General features: G+C 73.0%; 7 protein-coding genes and 4 pseudogenes. 6 read left to right on the top strand and 5 right to left on the bottom strand.

The genetic code is table 11. The annotated features are described in order from the left end of the window. Positions 1 to 1,222, bottom strand: a 1,222-nt coding sequence (locus SSOG_RS21675; protein ID WP_009716377.1) for a sensor histidine kinase, incomplete at its 3' end; no start/stop codon positions are given. Between the two features lie 286 nt (positions 1,223 to 1,508). Between SSOG_RS21675 and SSOG_RS21680 the strand changes: the two genes are divergently transcribed. Then, complete coding sequence (locus SSOG_RS21680) at positions 1,509 to 2,156, top strand: TetR/AcrR family transcriptional regulator (RefSeq protein WP_009716378.1); 648 nt, start codon at positions 1,509 to 1,511, stop codon at positions 2,154 to 2,156. On the opposite strand, the pseudogene SSOG_RS21685 reads toward SSOG_RS21680, so the two are convergent. After that, a pseudogene (locus SSOG_RS21685) lies at positions 2,117 to 4,943 on the bottom strand (SpoIIE family protein phosphatase). The gene SSOG_RS21680 and the pseudogene SSOG_RS21685 sit on opposite strands and share 40 nt — an antisense overlap. Positions 4,944 to 5,171: 228 nt before the next feature. On the opposite strand from SSOG_RS21685, the pseudogene SSOG_RS58480 reads away from it, so the two are divergent. Beyond that, a pseudogene (locus SSOG_RS58480) lies at positions 5,172 to 5,567 on the top strand (DUF7144 family membrane protein); the annotation flags it as partial. A 46-nt stretch (positions 5,568 to 5,613) separates the two neighbouring features. Here the strand turns inward: SSOG_RS58480 and SSOG_RS21695 are convergent. Further along, positions 5,614 to 7,029, bottom strand: coding sequence for a PP2C family protein-serine/threonine phosphatase (locus tag SSOG_RS21695; RefSeq protein ID WP_009716381.1), 1,416 nt, complete (start codon positions 7,027 to 7,029; stop codon positions 5,614 to 5,616). A 109-nt stretch (positions 7,030 to 7,138) separates the two neighbouring features. On the opposite strand from SSOG_RS21695, the pseudogene SSOG_RS21700 reads away from it, so the two are divergent. Together SSOG_RS21700 and SSOG_RS21705 are read left to right on the top strand one after the other, a co-directional pair. Beyond that, positions 7,139 to 8,682, top strand: a pseudogene (locus tag SSOG_RS21700) (ATP-dependent DNA ligase). Positions 8,683 to 8,791: 109 nt separating this feature from the next. Beyond that, positions 8,792 to 9,829 (top strand): endonuclease/exonuclease/phosphatase family protein, encoded by a 1,038-nt coding sequence (locus tag SSOG_RS21705; RefSeq protein ID WP_009716383.1) that lies wholly within the window; start codon positions 8,792 to 8,794, stop codon positions 9,827 to 9,829. Here the strand turns inward: SSOG_RS21705 and SSOG_RS21710 are convergent. Then, positions 9,826 to 10,920 (bottom strand): LysR family transcriptional regulator, encoded by a 1,095-nt coding sequence (locus tag SSOG_RS21710; RefSeq protein ID WP_234365297.1) that lies wholly within the window; start codon positions 10,918 to 10,920, stop codon positions 9,826 to 9,828. The genes SSOG_RS21705 and SSOG_RS21710 overlap by 4 nt on opposite strands. 100 nt (positions 10,921 to 11,020) lie before the next feature. Between SSOG_RS21710 and ligD the strand changes: the two genes are divergently transcribed. Beyond that, entirely contained in the window at positions 11,021 to 11,980 is a 960-nt protein-coding gene (gene ligD / locus SSOG_RS21715; protein WP_009716385.1) for a non-homologous end-joining DNA ligase, read from the top strand. Here ligD and SSOG_RS21720 read toward each other — a convergent pair. Continuing rightward, a complete protein-coding gene (locus tag SSOG_RS21720; RefSeq protein ID WP_009716386.1) occupies positions 11,977 to 14,043 on the bottom strand; it encodes a PhoX family protein in 2,067 nt (688 codons plus the stop codon). The two genes, ligD and SSOG_RS21720, sit on opposite strands and share 4 nt — an antisense overlap. Before the next feature lie 290 nt (positions 14,044 to 14,333). On the opposite strand from SSOG_RS21720, the pseudogene SSOG_RS53785 reads away from it, so the two are divergent. Then, positions 14,334 to 15,446 (top strand): annotated as a pseudogene (locus SSOG_RS53785) (hypothetical protein); the annotation flags it as partial.

Consider the following 15,446-nt stretch of genomic DNA (forward strand, 5'->3'; position numbering starts at 1 on the left):
CGGCGCTCGCGGTGACCCGGGTACCCGGCCGGAGGCGCCACCGGGGCGGCGGCGCGCTGCCGGGCGGGCTCGACGCGGGCTGCGGACCGGCGCCTCGGGCACCGCGTCCTGGTTTGATGTGCGTGATCAGCTGCTGCGGGATCAGAACCACGACGCCGGTACCTCCCCGGGCGGACGGCCGGAAGGAGACCGTCAGCCCGTGCTTGCGCGCCAGACAGCCGACGACCGCGAGGCCGAGCCGGGTGCCCGACAGGGTCGTCAGGTCGAGTGTCTGCGAGGAGACCGCCTTCTGGGCGCGGGCCAGCGCGGAGGGCCCCATGACCAGACCGCCGTCCTCGATGGTGACGACGACGCCGGTGTGCGTCTCCTCGACGTACACGTGCACCTCCTCGGTGGGAGGCGAGAAGCTGGTGGCGTTGTCCATCAGCTCGGCGAGGGCGTGCATGACGCCCTCGGCGGCGTAACCGGCCACCGCGGCGTTGCTGGCCGCGTGGACCCGTACCCGCTGATAGGCGCTGATCCGGCCGACCGCGCCGCGCAGGATGGACTCCATGACGATGGGCTTGGTCCAGCGGCGGCCGGAGCGGGCGCCGGTGAGCACCGCGATGCTGTCCGCGATACGGCCCGTCTGGGCGGTGGTGTGGTCGAGCTTCAGCAGGTCGCCGAGGACCGCCTCGTCGTGCCGGTTCTCCATCTCGCGCAGGTCCGCGAGCATGCTGGTGGCCAGTGCCTGGACCCGGCCCGCGGCGTTGGCGCACGCCGCCATCGCGGAGGCGCGCATCCGCTCACCGGTGCCGATCTCCTGCACCACCCGGCGCAGCACCCGGCCGTGCGCCTGGTCGCCGGGCTTGGTCACCTGCATCAGCACGGTGTCCACCGAACCGCCGTCCCGCAGGCCCTTCACCGCAGCGGGAATCGTTTCGTCAGCGAGCCGGGCGGCCTCCGCGGTGTGCTGTGCCGACGCGGCCTCCAGACTCGCGATCCGGGACTGGAGACGGCCGATGGTCCGCGACCGGTGGGCGGCGACCGCGAGGGTCACCCCCAGCGCTACGGCCGCCAGCGCGGAGAAGACGGCGACGAGGACGCGCTGGGCTTCGGGCACCTCTGCCGTCACCCACGCCCCCGCCCCGCCGGCGACGACCGCGGCCAGCAGGGGCACGGCCAGGGCCTGCCGGATTACGGCAGGCCCTTTGTAGGGATGGCTGGATATATGTGCTGACATCTATCAGGTCCTCATGGGCGCGTTCGAGGGTTGAGGGTGGACCACGCGGACATCAAGCCGTGGGCGGCACATGGTAGTACTGCTCAGACAATTTTGAACGACCCCGCTCGGCACACGGACCATGACGGCCCGTCAGCATCGCGGCAGAAAACCGGATGTTGTCCGATCGCGCCAAAGATGAACGGTTCTGAGCTGGGGTCACGTATCCCATCCTGCACACATCGGGCCCCGGCAGTGGAGCCTTTTCCTGAGGCTAGTGTGGCTAGCACTGCTAGGGTCGCGTGTCATGTCCTCAACCGAACGCCGTGAACGCGAGCGCGCCCGGCGCCATCAGCTGATCATCACCGCCGCTCGCGAACTGGCGGAGGCCGAAGGCTGGGACGCGGTGACGACCCGTCGGCTCGCCCAGCGCGTCGCATACAGCCAGCCGGTGCTGTACAACCACTTCAAGGGCAAGGACGCCATCGTGGGCGCGGTGGCCGTCGAGGGCTTCGACGACCTCGCCGCCGCGCTCCGGCGGGCCCGGCGGACCGCGGGCTCGCCCCGGGAGGCGCTGCGCGCGGTCGGCCGCGCCTATCTGGACTTCGCGGTCGCCCGCCCCGCGCTCTACGCGGCGATGTTCGTGCGCGAGACCGACGTCCCGTTCGCGCAGGAGGCGCAGCAGGACTCGCCTGCCGCCCCGCGCGCCGCCTTCGAGGAGCTGGCGGCCGTGGCGGGGCCGGGGGACGGGCGGGACGCCGAGGTGGACGCGGAGGTCATCTGGAGCGCGCTGCACGGACTCGCCGTACTGGCCCGCTCGGGGCGGATTCCGCAGCGGCGGCAACGGGAGCGGCTGGACGCCCTGGTCGAGCGGTTCGCCCCGGACACGGCCGGCCGCCGGAAGGCGAGCGCCGGTCAGGACGGTTCCGGGACCGCCGGAGCCGGGGGCGCATGAGCCGACGGCGACGCCTCGGACGGCTCCTGCGGTTCGGGCAGCGCCAGTTCGGCCCAGATGACCTTGCCGCCCGCGGTGTAGCGGGTGCCCCAGCGCTCGGCGAACTGGGCGACCAGGAACAGCCCGCGGCCGCCCTCGTCGACCGGCGTCGCGTACCGCAGATGCGGTGAGGTGCTGCTGGTGTCGGACACCTCGCAGATCAGGACGCGGTCGTGGACCAGCTGGAGCCGGATCGGGCCGGTGGCGTGCCGGATGGCGTTGGTGATCAGCTCGCTGAGGACGAGTTCGGCGGTGAACGCCACCTCCCCCATGCCCCACTCCTCCAGCTGCCGCTGCACCCCGGCGCGGACTCCGGCCACCGCGGCGGGATCCGACGGCACGTCCGAGGACACCACCCGGCCGGGGCCCAGCACCCGGGTCCGGGCGGCGATCAGCGCGATGTCGTCGCCCGGCTGGGTGGGCAGCATCGCGTCGAGCACCTCGGTGCAGACCTCCTCGGGCGACCGGCCCGGATGCGACAGGGCATCGCGCAGCATCTCCAGCCCGATGTCGATCTCCCGGCGGCGGTCCTCGATGAGCCCGTCGGTGTAGAGCACGACATGGCTGTTCTCGGCCAACTCCAGCTCCGCCGTGTCGAACGGAAGCCCGCCGAGGCCGAGCGGGGGCCCTGCGGGCAGGTCCGGGAACTCCACCGAGCCGTCCGGGCTCACCACCGCGGGCGGCGGATGCCCGGCCCGGGCCATGGTGCAGCGCCGGGTCACCGGGTCGTAGATCGCGTACAGGCAGGTGGCACCGGTCGCGCCGGTGAGCGGCTCGCCCCCGCCGCCGGGGATGTCCTGGCCGAGCGGGCTCTCGTCCTGGTCGATGCGGGCCACCAGGTCGTCCAGGTGGGTCAGGATCTCGTCGGGCGGCAGGTCGAGGGTGGAGAAGTTGTGCACCGCGGTCCGCAGCCGCCCCATCGTCGCCGCCGCGTGCAGCCCGTGGCCGACGACGTCGCCCACCACCAGCGCCACCCGCGCGCCCGGCAGCGGGATGACGTCGAACCAGTCGCCGCCCACCCCGGATTCGGCGGGCAGATAGCGGAAGGCCACGTCGAGCGCGCTCTGCGCGGGCACGGCACGGGGCAGCAGGCTGTGCTGGAGCGTCACCGCCATGGTGTGCTCGCGGGTGTAGCGGCGGGCGTTGTCGATGCACACCGCCGCGTGGGAGGCCAGCTCCTCGGCGAGCGTCACCTCTTCCTCCTCGAAGGGGTCGCGCTCCGCCATCCGCCAGAAGTTGACCACGCCGAGCAGCACACCGCGGGCCCGGAGCGGCACGGTGACCAGCGACCGCACGCCGTAGTCGATGACCTTGCGGGTCTGGTCGGGGTCCTGGGCCTGCCAGCCGGGGGCCAGGGTCAGATCGTCCTCCACGACCGCCTGCCCTGCTGCCCAGGCCCCACGCCTGGGGCGTGGATGCGGCGAACGAGAACCGCTCGCCCACGGGGTAGAAGGGGTGCTCGGGCCGGATGCCGTGGACGGCCGCCCGGCACATCTCGGCGCCGCCGCCCGCCGGCGGCTCCTCCCCGCGCGGTACGGGATCCGCCAGGTCGACCGTGGCGAAGTCGGCGAACCGCGGCACCGCCACCCGTGTCAGCTCCTCGGCGGTGCGCTCCACGTCGAGCGTGGTGCCGACCTCCACGCTGGCGTCGTACAGCAGCTTGAGCCGCTTCTGGGCCACGTCGGCGCGGCCCGAGAGGGCGCGCAGCTCGGTGGAGTCGCGCAGGGTGGCGACGCTGCCGGGCGGTCCGCCGTCGCGGTCGGTGGGGCGGTTGTTGACCGCCAGCAGCCGGTCGCCCGCCACCAGCACCTCGTCGGTGACCACGCGCCGGGAGGCCAGCAGACCGGCCACCCCGGGGTCCAGGCCCAGCTGGTGGACCGGGCGTCCCTCGGGGCGCGGCGGCAGCTCGAGCAGCCGGGACGCCTCGTCGTTGGCGAGCACCAGCCGGTCGTCCCCGTCGACGATCAGCACGCCCTCGCGCACGGCGTGCAGCACCGCGTCGTGGTGCTCGTACATCCGCGTCATCTCGCCGGGTTCCAGGCCCCGGGTCTGGCGCCGCAGCCGTCGGCTGACCATGGCGGTGCCGCCGGTGGCCAGGGCGAGCGAGGCGGTGATGGCGCCGATGAGCAGCGGCAGCTGGCGGTCGGCGAGCCCGCTGACCGTGCTGATCGTGATCCCCGCGCCGACGGCGCCGACGACCTTGTGGTCGCGGTCGAAGATGGGCACCAGCGCGTCCATCGCCTCGCCCAGGGTGCCGGGGCCGGTACCGGTGGTGGTGTGCCCGTGCAGCGCCGAGTCGATGCCGCCGACATAGCGCTTGCCGATCCGGTCGGGCTTGGGGTGGGTGAGCCGGATGCCCTTGTCGTTCGTGACGACGACGAAGTCCAGCCCGGTCTTCTTCCGGATGGCCTCCGCCTTCGGCTGGAGCACGGCGGTCGGATCGCGGCTGTGCAGGGCCTGGACCATCCCCGGCGAGTTGGCGAAGGACTGGGCGACGGCGATCGAGCGGCTGCGGGCCTCGTCGGTGGCGTCGTGCCGCACCTGGAGCACCAGGGCGGCGGTCGCCGCGGCACCGAGCAGCAGCACGATGATCAGCTGGAGGACGAAGACCTGCCCGGCGACGCTGCGGACGTGTCGCCACACGCGAGGGCGCCGTCCCGCCTCCTGAGGGCGCTCACGCCGCCGACTCCGCGGGCGCCGACCGGGGAACACGCGGGCACCCCACGATCGACCCATGAACCGGGCCATAGAGATACATCTACACCGGGATTTCCCGAAAGGCGAACCCCTTCCGCCCGTCATGCCCGCAAAAGCACCTTCCGCAGAGAAGAGGTGACTTTGCGTGCGGACGGCCACCCGGGACGCGGGGTGCCGACCCCGGCGGACTGTGTAAACCTGACATCAGGGCAATTCACCCGAATTGCCGCGAAACGGCGGCCACCGTGCCGTCGATCGCGCCTGACGAAGGAGCCCGACATGGCCACTCACGCGGGTGGAGTCCACCCGGGAACCGCCCCCCGCACCTACGGCGGGGTCAGCGGACGTCTCGTCTTCGGGGCCGTCATGATGCTCTTCGGCGGTCTGATGACCCTGGCCCAGGGCATCGCGGCCGTACGCACCGACAAGGTGTTCGTGTCCGCCCCGGACTACATCTTCAGCTACGACCTCACCGGGTGGGGCTGGATCCACATGATCCTCGGCATCGTCCTGGTGGTCGCCGGACTGGCGACGTTCACCGGCGCGATGTGGGCCCGGGTCGTGGGCGTGGTGATCGCGGGGCTCGCGCTGATCGCCAACTTCCTGTGGCTGCCCTACACCCCGCTGTGGGCGACGGTGCTGCTGCTCATCGACGCGTTCGTCATCTGGGCCCTGTGCACCGGCGGCCAGGGCATGGAAGCGGGGATGGCCAGCCCGGCCGCTATGACCGGTGGCGGCCGCGGCCCCGGCGATCAGGGCCCCGGCGGGCAGGCTCCCGGCGGTCAGGGTCGCGGCGGGCCGGGTCCCGAGCCCCGGGCCGGCGGAACGGGTCCCGTAGCCGAATGACGACCAGGGCAGTGTCATCGGCGGCCCCGCCGCCGGTGACACCGAGATCGGCCAGCACCGCGTCGGCCATCGGCTCGGGGTCGAGACCGCGGTGGCGGGCGAGGCTGTCGGCCAGCCTGCCGAGCCCCACGTCGATGTCCTCGTCACGGCGCTCGATGAGCCCGTCGGTGTAGAGCACGAGGGTGTCCCCCGGGTCGTACACGACCCTCGCCTGCGGCCGCCCGATCTGCTCGGGCCGGGCGCCCAGCGGTGGATCGGTGGCCTGGTCCAGTGGTTCCACCGCGCCCCCGCCGCGCAGCAGCAGGGGCGGCGGGTGGCCCGCGCAGCTGTACGCGACCGAATGCCCGGCCGGGTCGATGACCACCTGTACGGCGGTGGCGGCCAGCGCCCCGTCGACGAAGCCCGAGTAGAGACCCAGCACCTCCAGCGCCCGGGCCGGGCCGCTGACCACCCGGGTCGCCGCCGACAGCGCGCTGCGCAGCTGCCCCATCACACAGGCCGCCTCAAGACCCTGCCCCACCACGTCCCCCACGGCGACGGCGATCCGGCCGTCCGCCAGCTCGGTCAGCTCGTACCAGTCGCCGCACACGTTGAGCGAGCCCACGGCGGGCCGGTAGCGCACGGCGGCGTACGGATGCTCCTCGGGCGGGCCCGTGGGCAGCATGGACCGCTGGAGCGTCAGCGCGGTCTCCCGCTCCCGGGCGTGCGCCTTCCGCAGCCGCTCGTTGACCTCCTGGAGCTCCCGGGCCCGGATGTAGAGGTCCGCGTCCATGGTGTCGGCGCGGAGGGCCAAGCGGGTCGCGTCCTCGCGCTCGGTGTCCTCTGCGCCGCCCCCTCTCAGCCGCCGCTCGCGGCCCCGGACGAACCCCGTCACGTCCTCGACCCGGTGGATCAGCAGCACGACCGAGCCGTCCGGGCCCAGTACCGGGGTGTTGATCTGGCTCCAGTACCGCTCCTCGAACCCGCCCTCGGCGGCGGGCACCGGCACGTCGTACCGCTGGAGCGCCATCGAATCGCGCTCGCCGGTGTGCAGCACCCGGCGCAGCGAGGCGTCCAGGTTGCGGGTGCCCGAGGCGTCCGGGTCGGCCGGGTTGTCGGGGAACGCGTCGAAGACGTAGCGGCCGAGCAGATCCTCGCGCACCTGGCGGGTCACCGTCAGATACGCCTGGTTGACGGCGACGATCAGCAGGTCGGGGTCCAGGACCAGCATCGGGCTGGGCACGACCTCGAAGAGCGCTGCGTAGTCGATCTGCTGTCCCGTGGCCCGCTCCCTGCCTCGCCCCTTCTGCACCCACCCGTCCCCTTTGTGACCATTGTGCCAAGGTGTTTCCGATCCGCGTGTGCCAAGGCGTTTCCCGTACGCGCGTGCGGCACGGCGGCGGCGGAGGCAGGCTGGAGCCATGCTGCTGGCCGATGTAGCGCGCACCTCCCGGCAGGTCGCGGCCACCTCCGCCCGCTCGGAGAAGATCGCCGCCCTGGCCGGGCTGTTCCGGCGCACCGAACCCGCCGAGGCCCCCGTGGTGATCACCTACCTGGCGGGGAAGCTGCCGCAGCGCCGCACCGGCGTCGGCTGGTCCACGCTGCGGCAGCGGCACGAGCCCGCCGCCGCCCCGCGGCTCGCCGTCCTCGACGTGGACCGTGCGCTGAGCCGCATCGCCGCCGTCTCGGGCACCGGCGCCGGGGCGGAGCGAAGGCGGCTGGTGGGCGCGCTGATGGCCGACGCCACCGAGGACGAGCAGCGCTTCCTGCTCGGGCTCATCGGCGGGGAGCTGCGCCAGGGCGCGCTGGAGGCGCTGGCCGTGGAGGGGCTGGCGCAGGCGGTCGGCGCACCGCCCGCCGAAGTACGCAGGGCGGTGATGCTCGGCGGTTCGCTGGGCGCGGTCGCCGAGGCGCTGCTCGCACGCGGCCCGGCCGCGCTGGCCGACTTCCGTCTTGAGGTGGGGCGGCCGGTGCTGCCGATGCTCGCGCAGAGCGCGGCGGACCTGGACGAGGCCATGGACCGGCTCGGCCCGTGCGTGATCGAGGAGAAAGCTGGACGGCATACGGGTCCAGGTGCACCGGGACGGGGACGCCGTACGCGTCTACACCCGCACCCTGGACGAGATCACCGACCGGCTGCCCGAGGTCGAAAACGGCGGTCCAGCGAACTCGCGAAACGGCGGGCAGTCCTCGACGGCGAGGTCATCTCCCTGGACGAGGCCGGGCGGCCGCGCCCGTTCCAGGAGACCTCGGCACAAAAAAGGCTCCCGGCTCGACATCGCCGGGGCGTCCGCCGCGCTGCCGCTGTCCCCCGTCTTCTTCGACCTGCTCGCCGTGGACGACCGCGACCTCCTCGCGCTGCCGACCCGCGAGCGCCACACCGAACTCGCCCGGGTGGCCCCCGAACCCCGCCGGGTGCGGCGGCTGGTCGCCGAGGACCCGGCGAAACCCGGAGATCCGGCGGGCGGCCCGCGAATTCGCCGCCGATGTGCTGGCCCGGGGCCATGAGGGCGTCCTCGCCAAGGGGCTGGAGGCCCCGTACGGGGCGGGGCGGCGCGGGGCGTCCTGGCTGAAGGTCAAGCCGGTGCACACGCTCGACCTGGTGGTGCTGGCCGCGGAGTGGGGGCACGGCCGCCGCACCGGGAAGCTGTCCAACCTCCACCTGGGCGCCCGGCGGCCGGACGGTACGTTTCTGATGCTCGGCAAGACCTTCAAGGGGCTGACGGACAAGCTGCTGGAGTGGCAGACGGACGCGCTGCTGGCCCTCGCGGTCAGCGACGACGGCTGGGTGGTGCGGGTACGGCCCGAGCTGGTGGTGGAGGTGGCGTTCGACGGTCTCCAGCGCTCCTCCCGCTATCCGGCGGGCGTCACCCTGCGGTTCGCGCGGGTGCTGCGCTACCGGGAGGACAAACCGGCGGACCAGGCGGACACGGTCGAGACGGTGCTGGCGCTGCGGCGGCCGTGAAGCCTCCGAAGTGACCGGCTGACATGGCGTAAGGCGTCCGTCTCCGGGGCGGCCACAGGCGGGCGGGGGACAATGGGGCGCCGCCCAGCCCCGAGTCGAGAGGCCCCGCGTGGAGACCACAGTCGCGACGGACCGCGCCGCCGCGCGCGAGCCCGGCCGCCGGGCCGCCACCGCCCGGCGCCTCGCACGGCTTCCCGACGAGGGCAGGGCGACGGCCTGGTGCGCGCTGGTGGTGCTGGCCGTGGTGAGCGTCGTCCTGGGCTGCCGGTCCCTGGACACCGACGGCATCACGCCCGTACCGCAGCTGTTGGCCTTCCTGCCCTGGCTGCTGGTCCCCGCCCTGCTGGGGCTGCTGCTCAGCGTGGCCGCCCGCTGGCCGCTGGGCTGCGGCTGGGCGCTGCTGGCCGCCGCGGTGACGGGCTGGTTCATCCAGCCGTACGACCCCGGCCCGGCGTCCGCGCCGGACGGCCCGGTGGTGGCCCGGCTGCGCGTCCTCACCGCGAACCTGGAGTTCGGCCAGGCCACGGACGGGCTGCTGACCGCGCTGCGCCGGGAGCGGCCGGACGTGGTGTCCGTCCAGGAGTGCGACGCGGGGTGCGCGGACGCCCTCGGCTCGGCCGCCGTCCGCAGGGCGTATCCGTACCGGATCATCGTCACCGGCAGCCCCGCCGAAGGCTCGGCGATCCTCAGCAACCGTCCGCTGACCCGGGAGCGGGACGTGCCCGGCGAACTGTCGATGCCGGGCGCGGTCGCGCGGATCGCGGGCGTGACGCTACGGCTCCAGGTCGCGCACCCCATGCCGCCGATGCCGGGCCAGCTGGACGTGTGGCGCACCGAACTGGGGCGGCTGCGTACGTACGCGGCCGGGCGCGGCGACCAACCCACGCTGATCGCGGGCGACTTCAACGCGACCCAGGACCACGCCGCCTTCCGGGACCTGCTGGACACCGGGATGCGGGACAGCGCACGGGCCACCGGGGTGTCCCGGACGCCGAGCTGGCCGAGCACCACGACCCCGGTGCTGGGCGCGCAGATCGACCACGTCCTGGTCAGCGACGCGCTGCGGCCGCGCACCGCCCGCTTCCTGGACCTGCGGAACACCGACCACCGGGCGCTGCTGGTCGACCTCGACCTCCACGCGGGCTAGGGCGTCTCCTCGCCCGGGTCCTGCGCGGTGGCCAGCTCGAACGGGTCCTGGTCCGGGCCCTCCCCGGGCCCGTGCCGCTCGCGGCGCCACCGCTCCTTCTCCCGCTCCAGCGCGTCCCACAGCAGGTTGAGCGGATGGCCCGCGTCGTATCCCGCGCGCTCACCGCGCCGGGTGAAGGCGCCCAGCAGCACCTCCAGCTTCGGCCCGGTGTCATGGACCAGTTCGACGGCGCGCAGCCCGCGCGCGTACGCCGCCTGCGGATCGCCCGCCGCGTCCGCGACATCGTCGGTGACCAGCATGCAGCCGCGCACCACCCCCGAACGCAGCAGCTCCAGGCCGTAGTTGACGTTGTCGATCTCGGCGGCGAGGTGCAGGGTGTCGCGGTAACCGGCGCCGAACCAGGTGTGCAGCACCCCGGCCATCACGCCGCTGGCGGACACCACCAGCGGCAGCGCGGCCAGTTCGCCGCGTTCGACGGCCGGTCCCGGCAGTTCGTCCTCGGGCAGATTGGTCACCAGCGACACCGCGCTGCGCCGCCACTCCATCACGTCGAAGGCGTCGAGTTCGCGGCAGGTTTCGCTGCCGGTGACCACGCTTCCGCACACCAGATCGATTTCCTTGGCGCGCAGTTTGGCGAGCACGTCCCGGGTCCGCACATGGCCGACCTTGAGGTCGATCCCGCGTTCCCGGAATTCCTCGGCGACCCGCTCCCGGGCGCTCGCGAGATAACCGAGGGTAAAGCGCGTGGTGCCCACCATCAGGCTCCGGCCGAGGCGCCGACGGGAGCTGTGGATGCCGTCCAGCCAGTCGCCGAGCGTTCCCCGCGCCAATTCGACGAGGGTCGTCCCGGTGCCGGTGAACAGCACGTCCTTGCCGCGCCCCTGCTTGAGCACCAGCGGCTCGCCGCACAGCTCGGAGAAGTTGCGGTTCATGGTGTCGAGCTGCTTTTGCACACTCGCCTGTTCCCGCCCGAGCGCGCGGGCGGCGCCCAGCGCCGTACCGGTCTCATGGACCACGACCAGCGTGCGGAGCTGGTCCATGGTGGTGTCCATGAGCGCGAGCGGACTGTCCAGCAGTCCGGACCTCGTCATGATGCTTTTTCCCTCCCCGTTTCCCCGTTACCCCGCTCCCCTCGCTCCCCGCCAAGGGCTCCCGAGTTTACGCAGCCGCCCCCTGGTAACCCGGGCGGATATGAGCGGGACACCCACCGATGCGCGGAAGGTCAGGGCCGGGCGGCACACCGTCGAGATCAGCCGTCCGGAAAAGGTCCTGTTTCCCGACGACGGAATCACCAAATCGGATCTCGTCGACCACTATCACGCGGTCTCCTCGCTGATGGTTCCGCAGTTGCGCGATCGCCCCCTGATGATGGAACGCCACCCGGACGGAATCGGAGGCAAGCCGCTCATGCAGAAGAATGCCCCCGACTACTTTCCGGAATGGGTACGCCGGGCCGTTCTCCCCAAGGAGGGTGGCAAGGTCACCCACCCCGTGTGCGACGACACCGCCACCCTGGTCTACCTCGCGGGCCAGGCCTGCGTCACCCCGCACCGCTGGCTCTCCCGCGCCGACCGGCCCGACCACCCCGACCGGCTCGTCTTCGACCTCGACCCGCCCGGCGAACCGGGCTCCGGCTCCGGCTCCGGCTTCGAGGAGGTGCGCTGGACGGCCCGGCGGGTGTGCGGGCTGCTCGGCGAACTGGGGCTGCCGGGGCTGCTGATGACCACCGGTTCGCGCGGGCTGCACGTCGTGGTCCCGCTCGACCGGCGTGCGGACTTCGACACCGTACGGGCCTTCGCCCGCGATGCCGCCGACCTCCTCGCCGCCCGCCACCCCGACCGGCTCACCACCGAGATGCGCAAGGACCAGCGCGGCGGACGGCTCTACCTGGACACCCAGCGCAACGCCTACGCGCAGACCGCGGTCGCCCCGTACGCCGTGCGCGCCCGCCCCGGCGCCCCCGTCGCCGCACCGATCGACGCCACGGAACTGGACGACCCCGCGCTCGCCCCGGACCGCTGGACGCTGCGCACCTTCGAGGAGCGGCTGACGGACGACCCCTGGGCCCATGCGGACACCAGGGGTCGTTCGCTGCGCACGGCTCGACGTCGGCTGACGCGACTGAGCGGCAGTGACAGTGGCAGTGACTAGGCGCCGATGTCCCCGCCGTCGCGCCGCCAGACGCTGACCACCGACGGGCGGACCAGCGCGCCCGGGCCCTCCGGCCACGTGGACGCGGGCTTCTCCACGCTGGCCCCGTCCAGCTCGCCCGGATGCTGCACGGCCACCAGCACCCGCCGGTCCTGCACGATCGGCCCACAGGTCTCGGCGCCGTTCGGGACGGTCAGGAACTGCCGCACCTCACCGCGCCGGCCACCCGCCGTCGCCACCCCGAACAGCCCGTCGTGGTTGCCCAGTTCATTGCCGTCGGTGGAGATCCAGAGGTTGCCGAACGCGTCGAAGGTGAGGTTGTCCGGGCAGGAGATCGGGCTGACCTGGTCCTTCGGGAAGCCACCGAAGTAGGTGTCCGGGGCCTCGGGGTCGCCGCACACCAGGAACAGCCGCCAGTTGAAGCGGGTGGAGCCCGGGTTGTTCCGGCGCTCGGTCAGCTCCAGGATCTGGCCGTGCTTGTTGCCGGTGCGCGGATTGGCCTCGTCCACCGGGGCCTTGCCGTCCGTGCCGCGGTCGGTGTTGTTGGTCAGCGCGACGTACACCCGGCCGGTGCGCGGGCTCGGCTCGACGTCCTCGGGGCGGTCCATCTTCGTCGCGCCCACCTTGTCGGCGGCGATCCGCGTGAAGACGTACACCTCCTCGGCCGTCATCCCGTCCACGTGCGAGGTGTCGCCGCTCGCCAGCGGGATCCACTCGCCGGAGCCGTCGAATTCCCCGTCGTCGGGCAGCTTCCCGGAACCGTCGATCTCCTTCGCCGGGCTGTCGCCGGTGAACTTGGCGACGTACAGCGTGCCCTCGTCCAGCAGCGTGCGGTTGTGCTCACGGGCGGTGCGGCTGCCGCCCTTCATCATGCGCTTGGACGACACGAACTTGTAGAAGTAGTCGAACTTCTCGTCGTCGCCCATGTAGAGCACCGGGCGGCCGTCGGTCGTCAGCCGCGGCTCGGCGGCCTCGTGCTTGAAGCGGCCCAGCGCGGTGAGCTTGCGCGGGGTGGAGTCCGGGTCGAACGGGTCCACCTCGATCACCCAGCCGAACCGGTTCGGCTCGTTGGGCTCCTGCGCCACGTCGAAGCGGTCGTCGTAACGCTCCCACTTGCGCTCGGAGGCGCCGTCCTCGAAGCCATAGCGCTTCAGGCGCTTCTTCGCGGTCGCGTCGGGCGCCTGGTCGGCGTTGGCGAAGTACTGGTTGAAGTTCTCCTCGCCCGACAGGACCGTGCCCCACGGGGTGATGCCGCCGCCGCAGTTGTTCAGCGTGCCCAGGATGCGCTTGCCGGACGGGTCCGCCGAGGTCCGCAGCAGCTTGCTGCCCGCCGCCGGGCCCGTCACCTCGAACGGCGTCGTCCCGGTGATCCGCCGGTTGAGGCGGTGCCGCGGTACGGCCGTCAGCTTGCCGACCTTGCGCTCCTCGGCCGCCACCACGACCGACAGCCCGTGCGCCGCCCAGCCGATCTCGGCCTGCTCCCGGGTGGGGTTGTCCGCGTCGTACCCCGCGAACATCAGCACCTCGTCGGTGTACTCGTGGTTGACCACCAGCAGCTGCCGGTCGTCCTCGTTCGGGACGTCCAGCACGGCCATGTAGTCGTTGTTGTAGCCGAACTGGCCCGCCTGAGCCTTCGCCGACTGGTTGTCCGGATCGAACGCGGGCGCACCGCGCAGGATCGGGTCGCCCCAGCGGATGACCAGATTCTGGTCATGCCCCTCGGGGACGACCACCGCGTCCTTCGTGTTCGGCGCGACCGGCGAAAAGCGCAGCCCGCGGGCGGGCTTGCCCGCCTTGCCCGACTGGCCCGGCTTGTCCGACGCGGCGGCGGCCGGACGCGCCTGCCCCACCGCCGCCACCCCCGTAGCGGCCGCGACGGTCACCACGGCGCTCGCCCGCATCAGCGAACGGCGCGACAGGGCGCCCGCGATGACGTCCCCCACGTAGGCGTTGTCACTCGTGTTCGGCGTCTCGTGGAAACAGGCGTCTCCACAGCGGTACCGGCAGGTCAGCGCGGAACGACCGCCCGGATGTGAGCTGATGAGCGGCAGGAGCTTGGGCACGACTTCCCCTCCGTAGGACGTCACATCGTGGCGGCCCCCGCCGACATGACGTCGGAATCCTTTGGCGGCGAAGCTAGGCGTGTAGAACCGCACGACGACAACCACACCGTGAACCGAAGGTGAACGACCGGCGACCGGAATCGGCGGCCGGAACCAGCCGGTACGCCCGCTAGCCTTTCGAGACCACGGTCATGCGCCGTCATGCACCGCACTCGAACACGTGAGAGGTATCTCCCATGGGCATACGGGACCTACTGCGCAAAGTATTCGGACGTTCCCGAGACACACGGGTGGACGATTCCGCTGCGCCGGAGGCGGCAGTTGTCCCGGACCCCCAGCCCGAGCCGAAGCCCGACCCGGCTCCGGCCCCGGCCCCGGCCCCGGCTTCCGCGGACTCCCCGCACGACCCGGCGCTGGCCGAACCCCTGAAGACCCTCGACGAGATCCTGGGCGCCCCCGCCGATTCCACCACCGCGCCCACCGCGCCCCCCAAGGGCAGCGACGAGGCCGCCACCACGCCCGCCGCGGCTACGGACGCCCAGCCGGAGCCGCCCGCCGAGGGCAAGGTCGCCACCCCGGCCGACGTCACGACAGACGTCGCGCCGGAGCCGAAGGCCAAGGACGAGCCCGAGCCCGCCGACGCCCAGGTCCAGCCGGTGGCGAAGGCCGACGAGGAGACCGACCAGGCCGAGGCGACGCCCGCCGCCACGGCGGAAGCGCTCGAGCCGGAGACGGCCGCGGCCGTCGAGGGCAAGGTCATCACCCCGGCTGACGTCACGACGGACGTCGGGCCGAAGGCGACGGCAGAGGACACACCGGCGAAGGACGACGCGACCGCCCGGGCGGCAGAAGCCGCCGCCGAGGCCGCGCCCGGGTCCGCACCCAGCGACGACGCCCAGAGCCAGCCGGTGACGGCCGAGCCCGCCGTCGCGGCCGACGACGAGGACGCCACCCCGGCGGCGGCCGAAACGCCGCAGGCCGAGACCGCGGCCCCCGTCGCAGCGTCGGAGGACGCTCAGCCCGCGTCGGCGGACGACGACGCCGAGGCAGGGGCGGTTGCCCCGGCCGAGCCGGTGGCGAACGCCGACGAGAGGCCCGCCCAGGCCGAGGCATCCACCGAGGCAACGCCCGCCGCCGCGGACGAGCCCGCCCCCACGGCGGAAGCGCTCGACCCGGAGACGGCCGCGGCCGTCGAAGGCAAGATCGTCACCCCGGCCGACATCACGACAGACGCCGCGCCGAAGGCGACGGCCAAGGACGCGACCACCCCGGCGGCGGAAGCCGCCGCCGAGGCCGCGCCCGAGCCGGTGGCCACGACCACCGAGGACGAGCCCGTACCGGCAGCGAAGCCGGAGGCCAGCGACGAGTCCGCGACGGCAGACGCCGAACCGGAGCAGGCCGAG

The organism is Streptomyces himastatinicus ATCC 53653 (genome assembly GCF_000158915.1).
Taxonomy (GTDB): domain Bacteria; phylum Actinomycetota; class Actinomycetes; order Streptomycetales; family Streptomycetaceae; genus Streptomyces; species Streptomyces himastatinicus.

Excerpts from the sequence above, each read along its gene's own strand:
- SSOG_RS21680 (WP_009716378.1), top strand. The coding sequence starts at position 1,509 with ATGTCCTCAACCGAACGCCGTGAACGCGAGCGCGCCCGGCGCCATCAG.
- SSOG_RS21710 (WP_234365297.1), bottom strand. The coding sequence starts at position 10,920 with ATGACGAGGTCCGGACTGCTGGACAGTCCGCTCGCGCTCATGGACACC.
- ligD (WP_009716385.1), top strand. The coding sequence starts at position 11,021 with ATGAGCGGGACACCCACCGATGCGCGGAAGGTCAGGGCCGGGCGGCAC.